Genomic DNA, 20647 nt, shown 5'->3' with positions numbered 1-20647 from the left:
GCATCGTCGATGGGGTCACCCCGCCCCCGTTCTGTCACCGCTGCCCGCCGGACGCGGGTCACAGCTTTACCGTCTGCCGATCGAAGGAGGCTTCATGCCCGATTCACCGCACGCCTTACCCTCCGAGAGGATTGTCATTCTCGGCGCCGGCCCTTGTGGCCTGGCCTGTGCGGACGAGTTGAAGCGGCTGGGTCACCGTTCCTGGACGCTGCTGGAGGCTGCCCCTCTGCCCGGCGGACTTGCCTCGTCCGTGGTCGATCCGGCCGGCTTCACCTGGGACCTGGGCGGGCACGTGGTCTTCTCCCACTTCGGCGAGTTCGACCGGTTACTTGCCGAGCTGTTCACCCCCGACGAGCTGCTGCATCACGACCGGTCGTCCTACATCCGCTTCCGCGACCGGTGGGTGCCCTACCCCTTCCAGCAGTACCTCCACCGCCTCCCGGCCGAGGACGCCGAGGCGTGTGTGCACGATCTTCTTAGCGCCTGCCAACGGCGCGAGGAGGGGATGGCCGCGGGTATGGACTTCGCCACGTGGCTGCAGGCGATGTACGGATCGGGCCTGGTGGAGCGGTTCTTCGGCCCGTACAACTCCAAGGTCTGGGCGACGCATCCTGAGCAGATGGCCTCGTCCTGGGTCGCCGAACGCGTCGCCCCGGTCGATCCCGGTGAAATCCTGGCTGCCTTCTCGGGGACCGCCCCGCCGGCCCGCCGGTGGGGACCCAACGCCACCTTCGCCTTCCCCGCCCGCGGCGGCACCGGAGAGATCTGGCGCCGCCTGGCCGCACGGCTCGACGCGGGCCTGCGGACGTCAGTCCGCGCAGTCGCCGTCGACCCGGCCGCCCGCACTGTCACGCTCTCCGACGGCGACCTCATCGGCTTCGACCACCTGGTGGCCACCGGTCCCCTTGACCAGCTCTCCGCCATCACGGCCTGCGCCCCGGAGGCGGTGCGAGCGGCAGCCGGACGGCTGCAGCACACCACGGTGGCCATGGTCGGCCTCGGCTACGAAGCCCCGACCACCGACGAACGGTCCTGGCTGTACTTCCCCCAGCCTGAGGTGCCGTTCTACCGGGCCACGAACTTCAGCAAGTACGCCCCTGCCAACGTCCCCGGCGCCGACACAACGACATTCAGCGCGTGGATGACCGAGACCTCCACGCTGCCGGGGACCCCGCTGGAACACCGCCAGCTCATACTCGACTGCGACCAGGCCCTGCGGCGCCACGGCCTCGTGCCCGAGGACGCGCCGCTGGCCAGTACCCACCTGGAACTGATCGACTACGCCTACCCGATACCCACCCTCGACCGTGATGAGGCCCTGGCCACAGTGGTGCCGTGGATGGAGTCCCAAGGGATTTACCCACGAGGCCGGTTCGGGACATGGCGCTACGAGATCGGCAACATGGACCACGCGGTGAAGATGGGCATCGACATCGCCCGACGCCTGGTGCACGGCACCACTGAAGAACTCCTCATTCAGGCACCCGACGCCATGGCGGCAACAGGGGGACAGAGGTGAGCGGCCGCAGCAACGGGACGGTCGCCTTCGCCGGGCACCGCTTCGACGTCCGTACCGACGAGACCTTCCACCCTGACCAGAGCATCCACCTGCAGAACTTCTCCCCCGAGAAATCGACGGCACCGCTGTGCGGGCAGCTCACGCAAATACGCATCCACCACAGCGAAGACCTCTTTCGCGGCCACGGGGCCCGTCTGGCCGATGCACAGTCGCTGGAGGTGTTGCCGTTCCGCGGCGAGCCGTACCTCGACTCACGGCTCGGGCAGGTCCGCTGGTGGAAGCCCGACCCCGCCTCGCACCTGCCGGCAGACCACCTGTACGCCCGCGACACGACGGGCCGTCTGCACATCGTGCTGCACCCAGGGACCGACCGCGGAGAGCGGTACGCCCTGCGGGTGATCCGCGAGGTCGTCCTGCGCTGCGCCGAACACCGCGGCTGGACCGCCTTCCACGCCGCAGCCGCCACGGTCGACGACCACGGGGTACTGATCGCCGGCCCATCCGGGGCCGGCAAGACCACCCTGATCACAGCCCTGGCCGCTCACCGTCGCGCCGACCTCGTCGGGTCTGACCGCGTACTGGTCACCGAGTTGGCCGCGAAATTGGTCGGGGTACCGATCTCGGTCCGCATCGCCGGCGGCACCCTGTCGGCGCTGGCCCCGAACAGCAGCCTGCCGCCGCACAGCGTGCTGCCGACCGACTTCGGCACGTCCCGCAAAGTTTCGTGGACCCCGCACGACTTCGCTGGCGCCTTCGCCGTCCGTGTGAGGGAAAGCGCCCCGCTGCGGCTCGTCGTGCTCCCGCGGCTCTATGACGACGACCGGGACATCAGCGTCGCTTTCCCTGGCGCGGCGGCGGCTCGCGCTGCGCTCGCCGCCGTGTGCTGTACCCCGCACGACGAGGACTGGCTGCACCCGTGGTTCGCCGACCGCACCCGTTCCGAGGGCGAACTGGCCCGGCAGGCCGCCGACGTCATGGACGACCTGGTTGCCCGGGTGCCGGTGATGCAAGTGACCGCCGGAGTGCACACTCCTCACCTGCTGGAACGGCTCGCTGATGCCGTCGCGAGGAGGCTTCCGTGATACCCAAGCGCATCGCGCTGGTCGGCCCAGTGGCCTCCGGGAAGTCCACTCTCGCCGCCGCCATCGCGGCCCACACCGGCCTGCCCCACCTCGACCTGGATGAGCTGTTCTGGGGACCGAGGTGGACCCCTGTGGGCCCGGAGCTCTTCCACGCCCGCGTCCGAGACGCCTTGGCCTCGGACATCTGGATCGCCGACGGGAACTACGGCGGTGAAGTCGGCGAGACGCTGCTGGCTCGCGCCGAACTCGTCATCTGGCTCGACCTGCCGCTGAGGGTCTGCCTGCCCCGGCTGATCCACCGCTCGCTCCGGCGGGCTGGCACCCGGCAGGAGCTGTTCGCCGGGAACCGGGAAACCTTCAGCCACCTGCTCGCCCGCGACTCGATCCTGTGGTGGGGCCCAGCCCACCACCGCCGGCACCGCCGCCGCTGGGCCGAACGTCTCCACCCGGACCAGGCCGACGGCCAGCCCGTCGTCCACCTCAACCGTCCCCACGCCATCACCGGCCGACTGCGGTCCCTCGGTCTTCTCGCCCCGAAGGAGGCGTGAGCCGCCGTGATCGCCTCCGTCGTCCGCGTCCCCTGGCACACCGCCCACGGCGGCTACGACCGCCTTCTCGACCACCTCCCCGAAGTCCGCCGCATCACCCCACCCTCCGGACCGCTCGCCACCAGGGCGGCCGGTCAGGCACACCGCCTGCTCGCCCGAAGCTGCCCGCTGCCCTTCTACCCGGCCGAGCACTGCGCCACCGACCTGCACCTGCTGGCCTCTCGCTCGGCCGCCCACGTACTGTACGGGGACGAGCAATACTGGTTCTCCCGCCGCCGCCTCGGCCCGACCGCCGTCACCTATCACCAGCCGCCCGCACACCTTCAGCAGCACCTGCCGGCCTGCACGTGGCGAAAGCTCGCGCCGACCGCCGAACGCATCGTCGTTCTCGACCCGCACCAGCAGGCGTTCTTCGCCGACCTGGTGCCCGCCGACCGCGTGCACCTGGTACCTCACGGGATCGACACCACCGCCTTCACTCCGGCGCCCGCGTCGCCGCCGTCCGACCGGCCGCTGGTGCTGACCGTCGGCTGGTGGCTGCGGGACTGGACCGTCCTGGACGCGGTCCACCAGCGGCTGCACCGCCGTTACGGCGACGGCGTCGAGCTGGTTGTCGTCACCCGCCAGGCCCGTACCCGGGCCTGGCACCCGGCCGCTCGCGTCCTCGAAGGCGTCGCCGAGCAGGCCCTGCTCGCGCTGTACCGGCAGGCAGCCGTGATGCTGCTGCCGCTACTCGACGCGACCGCCAACAACGCGCTCCTGGAGGCGATGGCCTGCGGCACGCCGGTCGTCGCCACCGACGTCGGCGGCATCCGCCACTACACGGGAGAGGCAGCCCTGCTCCCCCCGCCCAGCGACGTCGGCGCTGCGACGGAGGCGGTGGAGAAGGTCCTCACCGAGACCGGCACCGCCGCGCACGCCGCCAGGCGGGCCTCCGCCCGTGAACGGGCAGAGCAGTTCGCCTGGCCCCTCGTCGCCGACCAAATGCGCGGCGTCTACCAACTGATGGAGGAAGCACGGTGACCGCGGCCGAGATGTGGCTGCAGGCCACCGTGCCCGTCCTGCTGACACTGCTGCTGGCCCGCGCGCTGTGGGCCTTGATCGCGGTCGAGGTATGCGCGAGGTGGCTCCTCGCCCGCGCCGGCAGCACACCCACTGGGACGCAGGCGGGGAAGGACGCGGTGCCGTGGCTGGTGGTGCTGCTGCCGATGCTGCGCGAGCAGACCATCGCGGAGGAGACGGTGACCGCGTTCAGGGCACTGGACTACCCGCGCGACCGCGCCGCCGTCGTGGTCATCACCACCGAACGCGAAGTCTCCGCACGCGCCGGACATCGCGACCGGCTGGCGGCCCTGGCAGCCCACGCCCCGTTGGAGGCAGGGCAGTTGCGGGGCCTGTTCCCGACCGTCCGCTGCCGCAAGGTCGCCGAGACGGTCAACGCCGAACGATCAGCCGACCGGCTACGGGTGCTGTCCGAACTGTTCGACGCTGAGCCGACCACCGCCGACATCGTGACGTCCCTCGCCGCCCGCCTGCCGGACGGAGGGCTGCCGTTGGTGCATCTCCACCAGCCCGATGTCGGCGGACGCAAGGCCGGACAGCTCAACTTCGCCCTCGACCGCCTGGAGCGGGTTCTCGGCCCGCTCGGGTGGAGGGAGGACGAGCACGCTGACGACACGTATGCAGTGGTCTACGACGCCGACGCGGCCCCCGACCGGCGCACCCTTCAGGCGTTCGCTACCGAGGCCACCGCGCACCGGACCCGCACCCGGCGCGCCCCGGCGCTCATCCAGCAGCAGCGGCTGCCGCTGTTGGCTCGCCGCCCCTTTGCGGCCGGCCCGGTCGGTCTGCTGCTGGAGGGGGAATGGGCCTACCAGCTGCGGCGCTCGCTCGGCATCGAACTCGCCCGCGTCCGCCTCCACCGCTTCGTGGCCGCCTCCCGTCTGCCGGAGGCGGTCCGGATGTGGCTGCGGCCCATGGTGTACGGCGTGGGCTGCGGCATGGCCGTTTATCTCCCTGCTGTCCGAGCACTTGGCGGCTTTCCCGAACCGATGGAAGACCTCGGCACCGGGCACCGGCTGTCCCTGCTCGGCGCCGACCTCACCGCCTCCGCCGTTGCCGTCCTCGACGAGCCCTACACCGAACCCTCCGGACTGGCCAACCTCCACGCGCTGGCCTTCACTGCCTCCGCCCGCCCCGACCGCCACGCTGCCGCCGTCGCGCACCTTCCCACCGCACTCTCCCGCCCAGCCAGGGTGATCCTGGTGGCCCGGGAGTGGGCGGACGAGGCCGCCTGGCTGCTCGGCGCCCCGCTGATCGCGGCGGCCGTCCTGTCCGCCTGGTGGGCCGGGCCCGCCTGGACGGCCGTCGCGACGGCCGGCGTGCTGCTGCACGGCCCCGTGGCCACGGCCCGACTGCTGGCCCTCGCCCCGGCCCTGCACGCGGCCGTCACCCCACCGCCCGGTCTCGCCCCCCTACCCCGGACGTCCCCGGCCCACCTTGCATCGCTGGTGGCAGCCAGCCCGTTCCAGCCATTCGTACGGCTGGCCGGACCCTGGCGGCTGATCTTCGCGAAGGCGGCCGGACGCCACCGCGGTTTCGGCAAGACTGAACGCTGACAACCCTTCCCACCCACCACCGAAGCAGAGTTGGAGCCCACTCGTGGCCGAGCCTGTCACCCCGACCATCCGCACCTCCGCCAAAGCCGTCGTCGTCCACGATGGTCAGGTCCTGCTCCAACGAGCCAACTGGGAAGGCCAGGACTGCTACTTCCTGCCCGGCGGCGGCCAGAACCCCGGCGAGCCCCTCGACCAGACTGCCCGCCGCGAAGTCCACGAGGAAACCGGCCTGACCGTCACCGTGGACAAGCTGCTGTGGCTTCGCGAGTACATCGGCGCCAACCACGACCATGCCGACACCGAGGCCGGCACCCACCGCATCGAAGCGATCTTCCACTGCACCCCCGAAGGCGACCCCGGTCGCCTCGGCGGACACGCCGAAGATGACGTGCAGACCGGTCTGGAATGGGTGGAACTGGAGAAGGTTCCCGGTCTGAACCTGCTGCCCCACGCCCTCCGGCAGCCGATCGCCGCCCTCGCCACGGGCCAGCCCTCATCCGGCTATCTCGGCGACGTCGCCTGAACCCGTGGCGGCGATAGACGGCAGGGTCCCTGACGGCGCCCGAGAGATCACGACCGGACAGGCCAACCGCGTCTGGTACGTCGACGGCCCCGTGCCGTATGTACTCAAGCACTACAGCGACCCGAACCGCGCCGCCAACGAGGCCGCCGCCCTGGCCCTCCTCACCTTGCACGGTGGCCCGGCTCCCGAGCTCCTCGGGGCCGGTCCCGGGGGCAGTCCGGCGTGGACCGCGCAGACCGCGGTCCACGCTGAGCCCGTCCCCGCCGACCAGCTCCTTCACGAGCTGGCCGGCCCCTTCGCCGCTGTCCACCGCATCACGGGCCCCCATGCCGGTCGGCTCGCCGGAGCCCGGCAGTACCGCACCTGGCACCACTACCTTCACGGCCGTCTCGACACGTACACAACTGCCGCACCTGACCTCGCGCCCGCCGCGGCGGCCGTCCGCCGCCAACTCGACACCACGGACCTGGACATCGAGCCCAGACTGCTGCACCACGACCTGCAGCCGGGCCACCTCGTCAGGCCCGCGGCCGGCGGATCACTGCTACTGGACTGGGAACTCGCCGCCTTCGGCGACCCGCTGTCCGACCTCGCCCGCCTGGCCGTCCGTCTCGACCTCACCGATCCAACCCGTGTGCTTCAGGTTGCCCACCAGCCCACTCCGAACGCCGTCCGCAGGTTCCAGATGTACTGGCGCATTCATCAGTTCGCCGACGCAGCCCTCAGCACCGATCCAGTCGTACGGCACCGCGGCCGGGCTCGCCTGGGGGGAGAGTTATAACCACTCCTTCCCTCGTGAACCACGACCTCTCGCAGGCCCTCGCTGTTCACCGCTAACTGAGCGGCGACTCTGCGTATCCAACAGTCTGGAAGATCGTGGCCAGGAACTTGGTTTCAGTCGCCCCATTCCAGGCGCATCGGCTCGCGGGCGATGGCGAGGGCGTTGCCGAAACTCGCGAGGGTGGCGGCAACGAGTCGAGGCGGCCAAACGATCGAAGGAGGCGAGGCCGTTCGATTCTGCCGAGAGCGCTGAAGAGGGGGAAGCCGCTTCTCTTCCGGCCTCGATTGTCAGTGGTGTCTGTCAGGGTATGCGCAATGCGTGCCGAGATGAGGGGCGGCGTAAGTGTTCCAGCGTGATGACTCTGGAGTCTCCGAGTCATTCGATCTTGATTCGTTGACGGTGGGCGACCGCCTGCGACTGTTCAACTTCACGCAGCGCGATGATCCTGTCGCATATTTGTGGGTGCTGCGTGCGATGAACGTACTGCGAGCGGTACACCAGTTACAGGTTCACCCTGACGACGTGGCGAACACGTTGAAGGAGCTCGCCACAGAGCACGACGAGGTACCGTCTGCTGCGGATCTGAATCTGCGGGGCATGCTCGACAACCTCTCCTCGGACGACGAGCAGGTCCTCTATCGAGTGGAAGATCCGTTGCGGTGCGGCAATCTTGCCGCATACCGGAACCGGCAATCGGTCTACCAGTTCACGGAGATCGGCTACCGCGTCTACCGCGCGGTGGAGGAGGTCATCGGCTCCCGCGTACAGGACGCGAACCTGTCGCGGCTGATCTTCGCGGACATCCTGACGGACTTCAAGTCGCTGGCAGCAGCGAACCGGGAGGGTGACCGGGACGAGGTGTACCGCAAGCTCGCACGCCTCGACAGCGTGCTGGAGGACATGACCCAGCGGGCGGCGCGCTTCTATCTGACCCTGAACGACGTGGCGCGCACGACGGATGTCTCTCCCGAGACGTTCCTGCGCTACAAGCACGCGCTGCTGGCACACATGAGTGAGTTCACAGCGGAACTGGAGCGCTACGCGCCCCGGCTGGCCGAGGCCGTATACGAGGTGGAAGACACCGGGGTCGAGACCTTGCTGGAGCGGGCCGCCGCAGTGGATGAGCGGCCCATGATGCGGCCGTCCGCACGCCTGGAGGACTGGCGGCGGCGCTGGATCGGGCTGCGCCAATGGTTCTTGGCGGACGGCCACGCGGAGACCAAAGCCGCCCATTTGCAAGGCGCTACGCGCACGGCCATTTCGGGGGTCATCGCCCTGCTGCGGCAGGTGACGGAGTCACGTCGAGGAGGGGTGAGCCGGACCACCCAACTCCGGCACCTTGCCGCCTGGGCAGCGGCTGCGCCGGATGAGCAGGCTGCGAACGCCCTCGTGTCCGCCGCCTTCGACCTCCGCTCGGTACGTCATCTGTCGGGTGCCCACGGCGACGATGACCAGATCTCGCCGCGGACGACGTGGTGGGATGCGCCTGGTGTAGAGGTCAGCATCAGCCTGTTCCGGCACGGCAAGCGGCCAGCACCGGGTGGCCCGCAACCGGTCCGTACCCGCCGTGGTGCCCATGCCCGGCTACGTGAGCAGCAGTTGGCGGATCGGGCCGCGGACCGGGAGGCCGCGAAGGATCTCCTGGACCATGGGCCGCACAACCGGGTGCTGAACGAGGCGGAGACCCGCGCCGTGCTCAAGCTGCTGACCCGTGCCCTGCAGGTGCGAACGGTCGTCGCGAGCCGACTGCGTTCCGGCACCGGCAGCAGCGACGTCCTGACGCTGCGCCTGATCCCGAACGAGCGCGGCAGCCAGCTGCGGACCGAGACCGGCACGCTGCACCTGCCCGGCTTCGCCCTGGAGATCAAGCCCCATGGTGCGATGCGCCGAAGCCGAACGGAGACATCCTGATGCCCGCCCATCGCGTAGCCGCCTCCGTGGAGACCGCAGACCTTGGCTCGTACCAGCAAGCGGCCCGGCTCATGCTGCTGCATGGCGTCGTCACCGAGAGCTACCCGCGGGCCAAGGCGCTTGCGCTGGTGCTGCAATGGGCCGACGAACTGGCCAAAGACTTCCGTGACCTGTTCGGCTACTCCTTGCAGACCAGCGCCCGTCACGCACGGCTGCTGCGGCGGCTGGACGCCTTCGACGCCAGCCAGGCGTTCCTCACGGTGAAGAGCAAGCGACCCTTCGACCGGCGGCGGCTGGCCTACCTCTGCCTGATCTTGGCCTGCCTGCACAGGTCGCGCGTCGAGATCAACCTCGCCGATCTCGTCAAACTGCTCACGCCGTCCGCGAACACGATCGAGCACTTGGGCTTCGATGCGACCGCACCAGGTCACAAGGACGCGGTCGTTGACGTGATGGACTGGCTCGTCGACCGGGGTGCACTGCGGACCTCCGATGGCTCCATGGAGGACTGGGCCCGTGACCACGACCGCGGGGACGCGCTGTTCGACATCGACCACGACACCTGCGCGGCGCTTTTCCGGCCGAACAAACCGCTGCAGCACCTGGTCAGCGCTGCTGGACTGTTGGACACTCCGACCGCCGGCACCGGGCGCGACCCCCGTCGCCGCTTTGCTGCCCAGCGAGCCCGTCGGCTGCTGATCGAGTACCCGGTGGTCTACTTCAGCGAGACCGACGCGGAGACCTCGATAGCACTGCGCCAGCCCACCCTGGCCGAGGACATCGCACGGCTGACCGGGTTGCCTGTCGAGCGCCGGGCCGAGGGCATCATGCTCGTAGACACCACAGGGCACTTTACGGACAAGCGGTTCCCCGGCCGCGGCGGAGCCGTTAACCGGACTGCCGGGCTGATACTCGCGAAGATCGCAGACCTGCGGGAAGACCCGGACCGGGCCAGCAGCCTTCACTACCTCCTGCCCACCGATCCAGGAGAGGAACACGCAGACCTGCTCAGCCGCATCGATATGGCCCTGCCGCAGGCGGGCACGCTCGAAGCCTTGGCACACGACCCGCATGCGGACGATGGCGAGCACGCGGCCGAGGCTGATCCGGACGCCCGGGAGCATGAGGGGCAGACGGGCTTGCCCTTCGTGGAAGACGGCACGCTGGAGCAGATGATCACCGAGCTCTATGAAGAGTTCGGCCCCTCGTCCTTCACCAACAAGTGGCAGGCCGATCCTGGCGGGCTACTGGCGGAGGCGGTCGCGCTCCTGGCGGACCTGCGCCTGGTCCACATCGTCCCCGGCGGGATTCTGGTCCGGCCCGCGGCCGGCCGCTACCGCAATATCACCGCCGTCCTACCGCGCCCCGCGCACGACGGCCAGTTCGCTCTTGACTTCCCCACTGAGGAAACCTCTCGATGAAGCTCATCCCTCACTCCCGCACCGCTGACCAGTCGGAGGTCCGCTTCAAGCCCACCCGCGCCGGAGTGATCGGCCTATGGGACTACACCGACGAGGAGTTCGTCTTCGCCGACGGCCGCCTGGTCCTTCGCGGGCACAACGGTTCTGGCAAGACCAAGGCCCTGGAGGTTCTCTTCCCCCTGGTCCTGGACGGTGTCCTCGACGCGCGGCGTCTCGATCCGTTCAGCGGCGAGGAACGCACCATGAAGTCGAACCTGCTCTACAAGGGGCAGGAGTCCGCATACGGCTATGTATGGATGGAGTTCGCCCGCACCGCACCCGACGGAGAGGCCCTCGAAGCCGTCACTGTGGGGATCGGCATGCGGGTGACCAAGCCGATGTCAACGCCGGCCCGCTTCTTCTTCGTCACCGACGGCCGAGTCGGCACCGACTTCGGCCTGCTGGACGCCGCCTCGCGCCCGCTGCGGGAGAACGCTCTGAAGAAGCTCCTGGGTGAAGGAGCCACCTACGCTACGGCGGAGGCGTACCGGGAGGCGATCGATGACCGGCTGTTCGGGCTGGGCCGCGAGCGCTACAACCAGCTGGTCAACCTTCTGCTCCAGCTACGGCGTCCTCTGCTGGCCAAGGACCTCGACCCGGTCAAGGTGTCCGACACCCTCACCGCCGGCCTGCGCCCCGTCGACGAGGACCTCATCCTGCAGGCCGCCCGCGATTTCGAGAACCTCGCCGAGATCCAAGCGCTCCTCAACGCACTGACGGGGGCGGACACCGCGGTCCGGACCTTCCTGCGTGAATACTCCAGTTATCTGCGCGCCCATGCCCGTGACCGCGTGGACCAGGTCACCGGGCGCATTCAGGACACAGCCGCGCGGTGCGAGACGATCATGGAGGCGGCGGAGGACCACCGCACCGCCGAGCGGCAGCTGGCCTCCTCACAGCATGAGCGCGATACCGCCGAGCGCCGGCGCAAAGAGCTCAGCGCGAGCCTGGCCGAGTACAAGAACCACGACGCTATCAAGCAGCAGAACGGTCTCGAGGAGCTGCGCGATCGCGTACGCAACGAGCGCCAGGGCATCGTGGAGAGTGGCCGCCACCTCAACCGGGCCCAGGAGGGCTTGGCTGCCCTCAAAGGCGAGGCTGAACGGGCTCTCCTGAGACACGATGAGCTGCGCAAGGCCGCTTCTCGGCATACCCACAGTCTCATGGACGCGGCGCGCCGCTGCGGCGTCCTGCACGACGACGACACACTGGATCTCGGTGCCGATCTGGACACGGACGTGGCAGGCCGGGTTGCCGCGCGTCGCAGCGAAGTGGAGGACGTACGCGTCCACCTCAGCGCGTCCGAGAACGCCGCGAAGGACCAGGAGCGCGAGCAGGAGCACGCTGACGCGGCGAGCGGTGAGCTGACCGAGACCGAGCGGCAATCCGCCGCAGCAGCTGAGAAGCTCGAGATCGTCCGCGCCACGGCCGACCAGGAGCTGGAGGAGTTCATCAGCCGCTGGAGCGGCAGTGATGACACCGCGGTCTTGGTCGCCGCCGACGGTGACGTACTGTGTACTGCCATCGCCGCGGTGGGGGAACCCGAAGCGGCCTCGCTGCCGGAGGAGTTTCGTTCCCTCACCGACCAGCGCCGCACCAGTGCTCTGACCCGCGTCGAGAACTTGAAGCGGGAGTACAGCGACGTCGCGGAGGCCCTGCGATCCAGGCGAGCAGAGCGCGACACCGTGGCAGCGGAAGGCGACGACGCGCCCCCGCCCAGCGACCTGCGCCCCGCCAGCCGCGATGCGCGGCCCGGTGCGCCGTTGTGGCAGCTTGTGCGGTTCGCCGAGGATGTTCCCAACGATCATGCGGCTGCGGTGGAGGGCGCCCTGTACGCGGCCGGCCTGCTCACCGCCTGGCTGCACCCCGACCGTGCGCTGACCGACCAGGCACTGCACGACAAGGTCGGCGACGCCTATCTGCGCCCACTGCCTCCCGCGCAGCGGCCGACCGGACGCACCCTGGCCAACGTACTGGTCGTCGAAGATCAGCAGCTCGTCTCCGCCGCGGCCGTACAGGCTGTCCTGGCGTCCGTCGCCGTAACGGACGACGTCCCTGCGACGGACGGCGCGCTGCGCGCTCCTGCGGTCACGACCGGCTCGCACTTCTGCCTCGGCATCCAGGTCGGTGCGCATCCTAAGGATCAGCCGGAGTACATCGGGGCCACGGCACGAGCCGCCCGCCGGCGCGAGCGGCTGCGCCTGCTCGAAGAATCCATCGCCGTCCTGGAAGCTCAGCTCGCTGGCATCGAAGAGCAGCAGAGGTACGCGCAGGAAGCATGCAACGACTTCGACCGCGCCCGGCATGAGCTCCCGCGCACCCAACCGATTATCCAGGCGGTGGGTCAGGTGGCGGTGGTGGCGGAGAAGGCCGCCGGCGCACGCCGCCGCCTCTCCGAAGCCCGCAAGCGGCTCGACGGGGCGATTGCGCGCGCCCATGAGAAGAATCGACAGCTTCGGCATGCTGCCACGGCCGCACGGCTGCCTACGCTTCGTGAGGAACTGGACAACGTCGCGCAGGCCATCGACCACTTCGCCGACGCCGGCAAGGCGCTCTCCGTCTGCCGTGAGCAGGCCGGTGCGGCCGAGCGCGACATCGCCGGCCGCAAGGAGATCATCGAAGCGCAGACCGAGTCCTGCTCAGAGCAGGCTGAGGCGCTACAGGCGCGTAGGGATGCGTTCGCCGTTCAGGAGGAACGTCTGCGCACCCAGGAAGCGACGCTCGAAGCTCCTCTGCAGGAGATTCTGCAGCAGATCACGGACGCGGAGGAGCAGCTCACCACGGCGCAGAAGACGTACGACCGTGCGGAGAAGGACGCGGAAGAGCATCGAGACCGGCTTCTGAAGGCTGACCATGCCCTGGAGTTCGGCCGTACCGCACTCGCCGCGGCCGTGGCGGAGCAGGTGCGCACCACGCTCACGCTGGAGCCATATGCCCGGCCCGACCTTCTCGGCCTCCTCGAAGCGAACGCCGAGACCATCTGGCTGCCCCACGACATGTGGCCGAGCCCCGAGCAGGCAGTCCAGGCCCTCATGGACAGCCTGACCTCGCCCGGCATTCCCCTCACTGGCATCGAAGCCGCCCAGAGCGTCGTCCCCGCATCCGTCGCTTCCTTGGTCAACGCGCTCGATGAGGCGACCCGGGGCCGGCCGATCACCGCGAGCCTCCTGAAGACCGTGACATCCAAGATCTCTAGCGCTATCACCGCGCTGGAGGCAGCCCTGCTGGAATCTGATCAGGGTTACCTCTTCGAGTGGGAGCCGGCCGGTGACATCATCCTGGCCCGGGTCACCGACAGCGAAGGCCCCGCCCCCGTAACGGACTTCGCCCGTCGCCTGGCCGAACAGCTCGCCGATCAGAGCGTACTGCTGGAAGACAGGGAACGGACCGTCCTGGAGGACGGGCTCCTGACCGGGCTGGCCGAGCAAATCCATGATCGCACCGTCGCCGCCCGCGACCTGGTCAAAAGCATGGACGCCGATACCCGCTCCAAGCCGATGTCCTCCGGTACCACCGTGGGCATCAACTGGATCACCTCCGACGCACTCACCGACTCCCAGCAGGCCGTCAACAAACTTCTCGACAAGGATGCCTCCGGTCTCGGACCGGCAGGACTCGCCGAGCTCCGCTCCCACCTGCGCAGCCAGATCCGCGCGAGGGCTGCTGCCGACAAGAAGAGGAGCTACCAGCAGGTGATCGCTGAGGTCCTGGACTATCGCGCCTGGCGCAAGTTCGAACTCCGGCTGTTCCGGGCGGGCATGAGCGAAGAGGAGCGGAAGAAGGGAGAACTGCTCACCAAGGCCAAGCACAGCGTGATGTCCGGCGGCGAGAAGTCCGCCTCCATCCACCTTCCGCTCTTCGCAGCCGCCCATGCGCAGTACAGCTCCGCCTACCCCACCTGCCCGCGGCTGATCGCCCTCGACGAAGCTTTCGCCGGCATTGACGAGAAGTACCGCCCCGACCTGCTCGCCCTCACGGCCAAGTTCGACCTCGACCTCTTCATGACGGGCTACGACCTGTGGATCACCTACCCTGACGTGCCGCAGATCTCCCACTACGACATGAAGCACGACGAGGCGTCCCACACCGTCTCCGCCATGCTACTGGTCTGGGACGGCGAACAGATCCTCGATGACCTCGAGTACCCCGGATCCGACGATCTTGCCGCCGAACTCCTTGGCTTCGCGCCCCGTCGGCACGTTCCCGCAGGGGCAGGACTGCTCGCGGACATCCACGAGGACGAGCCGACGAACGACAAGGTCGAGGAGACAGAATGACCGGATCGACAGAGGCATACGAGCGCTACCGGGCCCCCGAGTTCCGTCGGCTCCTGGCTGCTGCCCGGCGCTCGCTCGAGCGCAACGGCGGCGAGGTCAAGGGCTCCATCGGCCTGGCCAACCCGACCTCGGCCGAACGCACCGCTGTCATCGGCATCACCGGTGCGTACAGGTCGGCCGATGTCCGCCGCATCACCATCCCCCTCGGAACATTCGAGGAGAGCGTCCGCAACGTCACGGGCATGTCGCTCCGCGACGTCCTGGAACGGATCGGCCCCGAGCTGCGCTTTCGCGCCGATGAGCGGACAGTGCTCGATCAAGCCCGGCGGAGGATCCTTGCTGAGGGCGAGGCCAGCCCGCTTCATGCCGAGCATGCCTGGTACCGGCAGTGGCTGGCCAGCCTCGCATCCGACGGCACGATCACCGCGCTGATCAATAGGAAGGACCCTCACCTCTTCAGCCAGGCCGCCCGCGTCCTGGAACACCTCTACAGCCGGCCAAGCAACGCTCTACCGATCATGCTGCCCGCCTTGGCCGACGCCACCACAGGAGACACCAAGGCCCTCAATCCCGGCCGCGGCTCTCTGCCGACACTGGTCCTGCGGGCCTTGGCCATGGCACGCGGAGTCTCACTCGGATCAGGGGCCGAGCCTCGGCGCGAGTTGTGGGACGCCTTCGACGTCATCGTCGATGATCTGGCCAGCCGTGTCCTCGTCCTCAACCTCCCCGCGACCGGCCAGGGGCTGGGCCAGTGGCTCACCGACGCCGCCCGCTACGGCACTCCATTCCACATCACCCTCCACCAGCTCATCACCCTGCCAATCGCCGTGAATCTGCATACGGTGTACGTCTGCGAGAACCCGGCCGTGCTCCGTCGTGCCGCCGGTGAGCTCGGTGCCAGCAGTCCGCCGCTGATCTGCACCGAGGGGCGCCCCTCGACCGCCTTTCACCGGCTGGCGCGGTTGGTCGTCGAAGCCGGTGGCACCTTGCTCTACCACGGGGACTTCGACTGGCCCGGCATCGACATGACGAACCAGCTCCGAACCCGCTACCAGGCCGAACCCTGGCGAATGAGCGCTGAGGACTACCTCAGCGCGGTGCGTACCGACAGCGATCACGTCCAGCTGAGCGGCAAAGCCCAGGCCACCTTCTGGGACCCGGAGCTCGCCGAGGCCATGGAACGGGAAAACCGCGCCGTCTACGAAGAGGCCGTCGCTGACGCCCTGCTAGCGGATTGGAAGATTCCGGCTGATCGCATTCCCCCTGGGCATGGAGTTACGACCAGCGCAGAAGCTGAGCGTCACGATGAGGAAGAGAAGCCCGTACGAGACGTAGTTCCGCCGAGAAGGGATAGTGACGGAGACCGGGAAGTCTGCTGCGGAGGTCGCGCAGGGCCCGGATAGTAGGTAAGCGCAGTCATAACCAGACATCGCGATCGCCCCATGGCGCGTCGCGCGACAACGAGGTCATCGAGGGAGATCACCAACGCACCAGTACTCCCGACCCGGAGCAATGACCGCTTGGACTCCCCCAGATCGCCGGCCTGGCGGGGGACACCCGTGCCCGCAGCGGCCTACACCACCGCTATGCCCTTCACGGCAACCGCCCTGCGCACGCTACCCACGCCGAAACCCCGATGGGTACAGGCGTACGTGGGAGGATTTTCTGACTAGGTAACACCCCCAACCGGGGGCCTCGCCGCCATTCACTCAGTGCTCCGCGTCCCCGTCAAGGCACCCTGACTGTCCGGCTCCGCCGCTACTCGCCGAGCTGCTCGATCCATGGGTGCGGCCCGCACGTGCTGCCGATCGACTGCTCGAGCCATGCCCGCTGCCCGGTGTCGAGGATCGGCAGCACCGCGACGAAGTCGACCGCGTCCCTGGGCCGCGGCTGCTTCGCCTTGTAGTAGAGCTGAATCTCCGGCCGTAGTAAGGGATGCCGGCCGCGGAGACTGCACCCAGGTCCGTGAGGTCGCGCCGCACATGGCGGTCCCGCCTCGACACCCACTCGTCGCCCTCGGCCTCGTCGAGCATCACTTGAATCCGCCACGGCGCCGACGCGCTGGGACGGCACCAGACGTCATGCACGCCAACCGGCAGCAGCTCGCCGGGCCGCCCCGCCGCAGGTTCCCAGGCGGGTCGGCAGCCCACCACTGCCACGCGGCGAGGACCTCCTGAACGGCGAGCTGGTCTCGGCGCAGCACGAGGACGTCGATGTCGTGGTGCTCACGGAACGACTGGCCTGTGGCAAGCTCGATGGCATGACCGCCCGCGATCCACCACGGCGCAGCCATTTTCGAGAACAGAGCGGCAACCTCAGTCAGCGGTGCGGGCTGCCAGCTCTGCCCGGGGCCCTGGCCGGTCACCATTCACGGCTCGCGCCCGGTGCGCGCCAGATCATCGCGACATCGGGCCCCGACAACGAAGCCCATCGTGTCGTACAGGCGGCGGCCGTCCGCCGAGGCGTACAGATCGATGACTGTGCAGCCCTGCCCGGCTAGCCGATCACGCGCGGCCGTGCCCATGGCGGCGGTGCGCCGGGTCGGTGGCCACCGACCCGATGTGCCCGGCATAGGGGGCGCTGTTCCCCGGGCTGGGGAGTCGAGGAGTGCAGGTTCCAGCGGCCCAGGCGGTCAGGCCGACGCTCCCCGTGTTAACGACGAAGATGGCGAACAGCGGGTCGTCGAGGCGTTGGACGAATGCCGTTGCGCAGTCCGCCGCCCTTCGCGGAGGGGGCTCTGTACCAGGCGACCCGAACATGATCCATCTCAGCCTGACCAGCTCGGGCGCATCGGCGACCACGACGCGACGGGCTAACTCCGGGACCGGCATGCGTTCTTCCTTTCGCGCAAGTGCAAGCAGTGTGCGGGTGGTGTCCGGTCCTGGGCACGGCCGCATCCACGTGTCGCCAGCACTCATGCGGAGGGCCAAGCGTATTCGCTATACGTGACGCTGTCGGCGATGTACTGCACGGCGACCGCGAGGTACGGAGGCAGAGGCACGGGAAGACTGCTGGGCTTGTGCCACTGCCAGCCCTCGCACTTGTCTGGCTCGGGGTTCCCGATCTGGCCTTGCCAGCGCTCGACCTCGAAGAAGAAGGCGATCCGCCGTGACCCAGCGTGCGTGGAGACGTGGTGCATCAGGTGAACGAATCGCACGTCGGAGGGGTCGGCGGTGGCGCCGGTCTCCTCGGTGAACTCACGGACGGCTGCCAGCGTGGCGGGCTCGCGGTCCTCCACCAGCCCGGCCGGCACCTGGTACATGCCAGGGAACACAGGCTGGCTGCGGCGTCGCCCCATCAGGATCTCGTCGCCCTGGCGGACGATCAGGTGAACGTCAGCGTAGTGAGCAGCATACGTACGGCCGGATTCCGCGGCCTTCTCAGGCATGGTTCTCCTCCGATCGTCAAGGCCGGTCACGCTACAGGGCGCCTCTGTAGCCGGCGACGGAATTCGGCCGCCAGCACCATCGACTCATGGGCGGGTGGCGATCAGGGCTTCGGATGCGACACCAAGCCGGACAGAGAGCCGTACTGGGTGTCGGTCGGCGGCGGGGTGGAGCAGGACGACGCAACCATCAAGGCGGCCCTGCACCAGTAGGTGTTCGAGGAGCTGGGCGGCGAGCTGGAGGGCGCCGAGTTCGTCCACCTGATCACCGACCAGTTGGATGACGGCATTGCCGTCCAGCACATCTTCGCCGCGCGCCTGGCGTCGATGGACCTGGCCGCACGTACGGGGACGAACGCCGGGGTGTTCAGCTGCCCCATTCCACTCGTACAGGCTCACGGGCGGTGCCAAGCGCGCCGTCGAAGTCCACTAGACGTTCAGCGAGCGTGGCGGAGGCGAGTCGGGGGGGAAGTGCAGCGGAGAATTTGAGGCCGCGGACGGCACGCGGATCAACGGTGGGCAGGGTGAGGGACTCGGCCAATTCGGAGCGGGCGACCTTCCAGTCCTTCGAACTGAGGTCCTGGCGCAGGCGGACGTGGGTGTCTGTGGGGCGCTGAACGGGATCAGCAAGGTTTCCGAGGGAAGCTGTGAGAGTGGCGTTGGCGCGGTAGCCGGCCCAAGTCCACCAGCGGGTGGCGTCTGCGTCGCGGACGAGGAGGGTACCTGCAGGGTGCACTTCGTGGGGTGCGCGGTCCATGCGGAGTTCGGCGAGGGTAGTGGTGGCGCGGCGCGTGAGGCGTACGTCTGGGTCGGTGCCGAGGAGGACGTCGCGCATGGCGCGGGTGAGGGCGTAGGAGAGACCGCGGGCTTCGCTTCCCTGCCATTTGGCGATGCCCCCGTTTTCGACGGGTTCGACGAAGGCGCGACGTCGAGCCCAGTCAATAAAGGTGACCTGCCAGCTGCGGCCGGCCAGGAGCAGGCGTCGCGGGCCTGGGCGTTCCTCGGTGAGGACGGTGGGGTCGGTGGTCCCGATCTCCTTGCGTCCGGCAAGCACGGTGAACTCAGGCGGTGCCGTGAAGGAAGCGGTCAGCTCCATGAAGTGGCGTCGGCCGAAGTGTTTCTCGGCTTCGGTGCCAATGAACAGCATGCCGCCGTCGCTGTCGAGGAAGCCGTTTTCGACGAGGTGGGACAAGAGAGGGCCAGCGGAGCGGTCGAAGGGAGCCAAACCGTTCCATTGTTCGGGCCATAGGCGGTCGCCGAGGCGGTGTTCCTGCAGGGTGACAGCGAGGAGTTGTTGCGCGACGAGATGGCGCGGCGAGGGGGGCGGGGTGACGGGTTCAACCCAACCTCGGGTCCACAGGGTGAGGAGGCCAGCGGCTTGGAGGAGGGCGTCGGGCCGGGTGGCGAGGAATAGGCAGTTACGGGCGGTGCCGGCACGGCGTCCGGTACGGCCGATGCGTTGCAGGAAAGAGGCCACCGTGCTGGGTGAGTCGATCTGGATGACGCGGTCGAGGTCGCCCACGTCGATGCCGAGTTCGAGGGTTGAGGTGGAGACGATGACACAGTCGCGTGCTTCGGCGAATGCCTGCTCGGAGCGAGCACGTTCGTCAGCGGAGAGGGAGGCATGGGAGAGGAACACGGTGACGTCGCGCGCCCGTAGTGCCGCGCCGAGCTCTTCCACCTGCTTGCGCGAGTCACAGAAGACGAGCCGTTTTTCGCCCTTGTGCAGGGCGGAGATCACTTTGGCAGCGTTGGCGAGAGATCCGACGTAGTCGAGTTCCACCTCTCCAGCGGGGCGCGGGAGATTTTCGGCGCCGGCCGATGCGGTCCCGCTGGCGGGCAGGGTCACTCCGGGGGCGACGACTCGGCCGGGGCGGTTAGCGGGGCTGGCGCCCTGGAGCCAGGTGAGCAGGGTGTCGGGGTTGCCGACGGTGGCGGAGAGGCCGATGCGTTGGATCCGTTGGCCGGTCAGTCGCTCCAGGCGTTCGAGTACGGCGAGCAGGTGCCAGCCGCGGTCGTCCCCCGCGAAGGCGTGCACCTCGTCGACGACGACGGCGCGTACGCGGCCCAGCATGTGCGTGTGGTCGGTCTTGATGCTGATGAGCATCGCTTCGAGGGACTCGGGCGTCGTCAGCAGGAAGTCGGGTGACTCTGTGCGGATGCGGCGGCGCACGGACTCCGGGGTGTCGCCATGCCAGAGCGCGGCTCGGCGGCCCAGCCACTGGGCGTAGCTGTCGACCCGGTGCACCAGGTTGTTCAGGAGTGCCTTGAGCGGTGCAAGGTAGAGGACGGAGGTGCCGGTCCAGTGCTTCTCCCGCATTGCGGACAGCATCGGGAAGGTGGCTGCCTCCGTCTTCCCTCCGGCGGTCGGCGCGAGCAGGATCGCGTCCTCGCCGTCCATCAGCGGGTGTACGGCCTCCTTCTGCAGGGTGCGCAGATCCGGCCACCCGAGTGTGTTGACGATGTGGTGCAGGACTACCGGGTCGAGGCGTTCCACCGGGTCGGTGGCGCGCGGCTGATCCTGCACGTCTATGGCTCCTGCG

The 20647-nt window shown here is 68.7% G+C and carries 14 protein-coding genes and 2 pseudogenes; 13 read left to right on the top strand and 3 right to left on the bottom strand.

The genetic code is table 11. From position 1 onward, the window contains the following. Positions 1 to 94: 94 nt before the first annotated feature. The 11 genes from JE024_RS36255 (at position 95) to JE024_RS36205 (ending at position 16122) form a co-directional block, all read left to right on the top strand. Complete coding sequence (locus tag JE024_RS36255) at positions 95 to 1519, top strand: protoporphyrinogen/coproporphyrinogen oxidase (protein ID WP_205378087.1); 1425 nt, start codon at positions 95 to 97, stop codon at positions 1517 to 1519. Next, positions 1516 to 2601, top strand: coding sequence for an ATP-binding protein (locus JE024_RS36250; RefSeq protein ID WP_205378086.1), 1086 nt, complete (start codon positions 1516 to 1518; stop codon positions 2599 to 2601). Before JE024_RS36255 ends, JE024_RS36250 begins: the two co-directional genes overlap by 4 nt. Further along, entirely contained in the window at positions 2598 to 3149 is a 552-nt protein-coding gene (locus JE024_RS36245) for a P-loop NTPase family protein (RefSeq protein WP_244883458.1), read from the top strand. Before JE024_RS36250 ends, JE024_RS36245 begins: the two co-directional genes overlap by 4 nt. Positions 3150 to 3155: 6 nt before the next feature. Continuing rightward, on the top strand, positions 3156 to 4172 hold the full coding sequence (locus JE024_RS36240; protein ID WP_205378085.1) for a glycosyltransferase: 1017 nt from the start codon (positions 3156 to 3158) through the stop codon (positions 4170 to 4172). After that, positions 4169 to 5767, top strand: coding sequence for a hypothetical protein (locus JE024_RS36235; protein WP_205378084.1), 1599 nt, complete (start codon positions 4169 to 4171; stop codon positions 5765 to 5767). The genes JE024_RS36240 and JE024_RS36235 overlap by 4 nt, the downstream gene beginning before the upstream one ends. Positions 5768 to 5810: 43 nt before the next feature. Further along, positions 5811 to 6290, top strand: coding sequence for an NUDIX domain-containing protein (locus JE024_RS36230; protein WP_205378083.1), 480 nt, complete (start codon positions 5811 to 5813; stop codon positions 6288 to 6290). A gap of 4 nt (positions 6291 to 6294) precedes the next feature. Next, positions 6295 to 7071 carry a phosphotransferase family protein gene (locus tag JE024_RS36225; RefSeq protein ID WP_205378082.1) on the top strand — a complete coding sequence of 259 codons (777 nt, stop codon included), beginning with the start codon at positions 6295 to 6297 and terminating at the stop codon, positions 7069 to 7071. Positions 7072 to 7413: 342 nt separating this feature from the next. Further along, on the top strand, positions 7414 to 8982 hold the full coding sequence (locus JE024_RS36220; protein ID WP_205378081.1) for a TIGR02677 family protein: 1569 nt from the start codon (positions 7414 to 7416) through the stop codon (positions 8980 to 8982). A 26-nt stretch (positions 8983 to 9008) separates the two neighbouring features. Further along, on the top strand, positions 9009 to 10403 hold the full coding sequence (locus JE024_RS36215) for a DUF2398 family protein (RefSeq protein ID WP_244883453.1): 1395 nt from the start codon (positions 9009 to 9011) through the stop codon (positions 10401 to 10403). After that, positions 10400 to 14719 (top strand): SbcC/MukB-like Walker B domain-containing protein, encoded by a 4320-nt coding sequence (locus JE024_RS36210; protein WP_205378079.1) that lies wholly within the window; start codon positions 10400 to 10402, stop codon positions 14717 to 14719. The genes JE024_RS36215 and JE024_RS36210 overlap by 4 nt, the downstream gene beginning before the upstream one ends. Beyond that, a complete protein-coding gene (locus JE024_RS36205) occupies positions 14716 to 16122 on the top strand; it encodes a TIGR02679 family protein (protein WP_205378078.1) in 1407 nt (468 codons plus the stop codon). The genes JE024_RS36210 and JE024_RS36205 overlap by 4 nt, the downstream gene beginning before the upstream one ends. Before the next feature lie 355 nt (positions 16123 to 16477). On the opposite strand, the pseudogene JE024_RS42435 reads toward JE024_RS36205, so the two are convergent. After that, positions 16478 to 17012: pseudogene (locus JE024_RS42435) on the bottom strand (nucleotidyltransferase domain-containing protein). Here JE024_RS42435 and JE024_RS36200 point away from each other — a divergent pair. Continuing rightward, positions 16938 to 17219: a hypothetical protein gene (locus tag JE024_RS36200; RefSeq protein WP_205378077.1), complete on the top strand. Its 282-nt coding sequence runs from the start codon at positions 16938 to 16940 to the stop codon at positions 17217 to 17219. The pseudogene JE024_RS42435 and the gene JE024_RS36200 sit on opposite strands and share 75 nt — an antisense overlap. 414 nt (positions 17220 to 17633) lie before the next feature. Here JE024_RS36200 and JE024_RS36195 read toward each other — a convergent pair whose 3' ends face one another. Beyond that, positions 17634 to 18107: an NUDIX domain-containing protein gene (locus JE024_RS36195; protein ID WP_205378076.1), complete on the bottom strand. Its 474-nt coding sequence runs from the start codon at positions 18105 to 18107 to the stop codon at positions 17634 to 17636. A gap of 117 nt (positions 18108 to 18224) precedes the next feature. Here JE024_RS36195 and JE024_RS42195 point away from each other — a divergent pair. After that, a pseudogene (locus JE024_RS42195) lies at positions 18225 to 18458 on the top strand (NUDIX hydrolase); the annotation flags it as partial. A 13-nt stretch (positions 18459 to 18471) separates the two neighbouring features. On the opposite strand, the gene JE024_RS36185 reads toward JE024_RS42195, so the two are convergent. Beyond that, positions 18472 to 20631 (bottom strand): DEAD/DEAH box helicase, encoded by a 2160-nt coding sequence (locus tag JE024_RS36185; RefSeq protein WP_205378074.1) that lies wholly within the window; start codon positions 20629 to 20631, stop codon positions 18472 to 18474. Positions 20632 to 20647 lie beyond the last annotated feature (16 nt).

This window comes from Streptomyces zhihengii (assembly GCF_016919245.1).
Taxonomy (GTDB): Bacteria; Actinomycetota; Actinomycetes; order Streptomycetales; family Streptomycetaceae; genus Streptomyces; species Streptomyces zhihengii.
The sequence above is the reverse complement of the archived record's forward strand: the minus strand, read 5'-3'. Positions and strand labels throughout refer to the sequence as shown.

Excerpts from the sequence above, each read along its gene's own strand:
- JE024_RS36210 (WP_205378079.1), top strand. The coding sequence starts at position 10,400 with ATGAAGCTCATCCCTCACTCCCGCACCGCTGACCAGTCGGAGGTCCGC.
- JE024_RS36205 (WP_205378078.1), top strand. The coding sequence starts at position 14,716 with ATGACCGGATCGACAGAGGCATACGAGCGCTACCGGGCCCCCGAGTTC.
- JE024_RS36195 (WP_205378076.1), bottom strand. The coding sequence starts at position 18,107 with ATGCCTGAGAAGGCCGCGGAATCCGGCCGTACGTATGCTGCTCACTAC.
- JE024_RS36255 (WP_205378087.1), top strand. The coding sequence starts at position 95 with ATGCCCGATTCACCGCACGCCTTACCCTCCGAGAGGATTGTCATTCTC.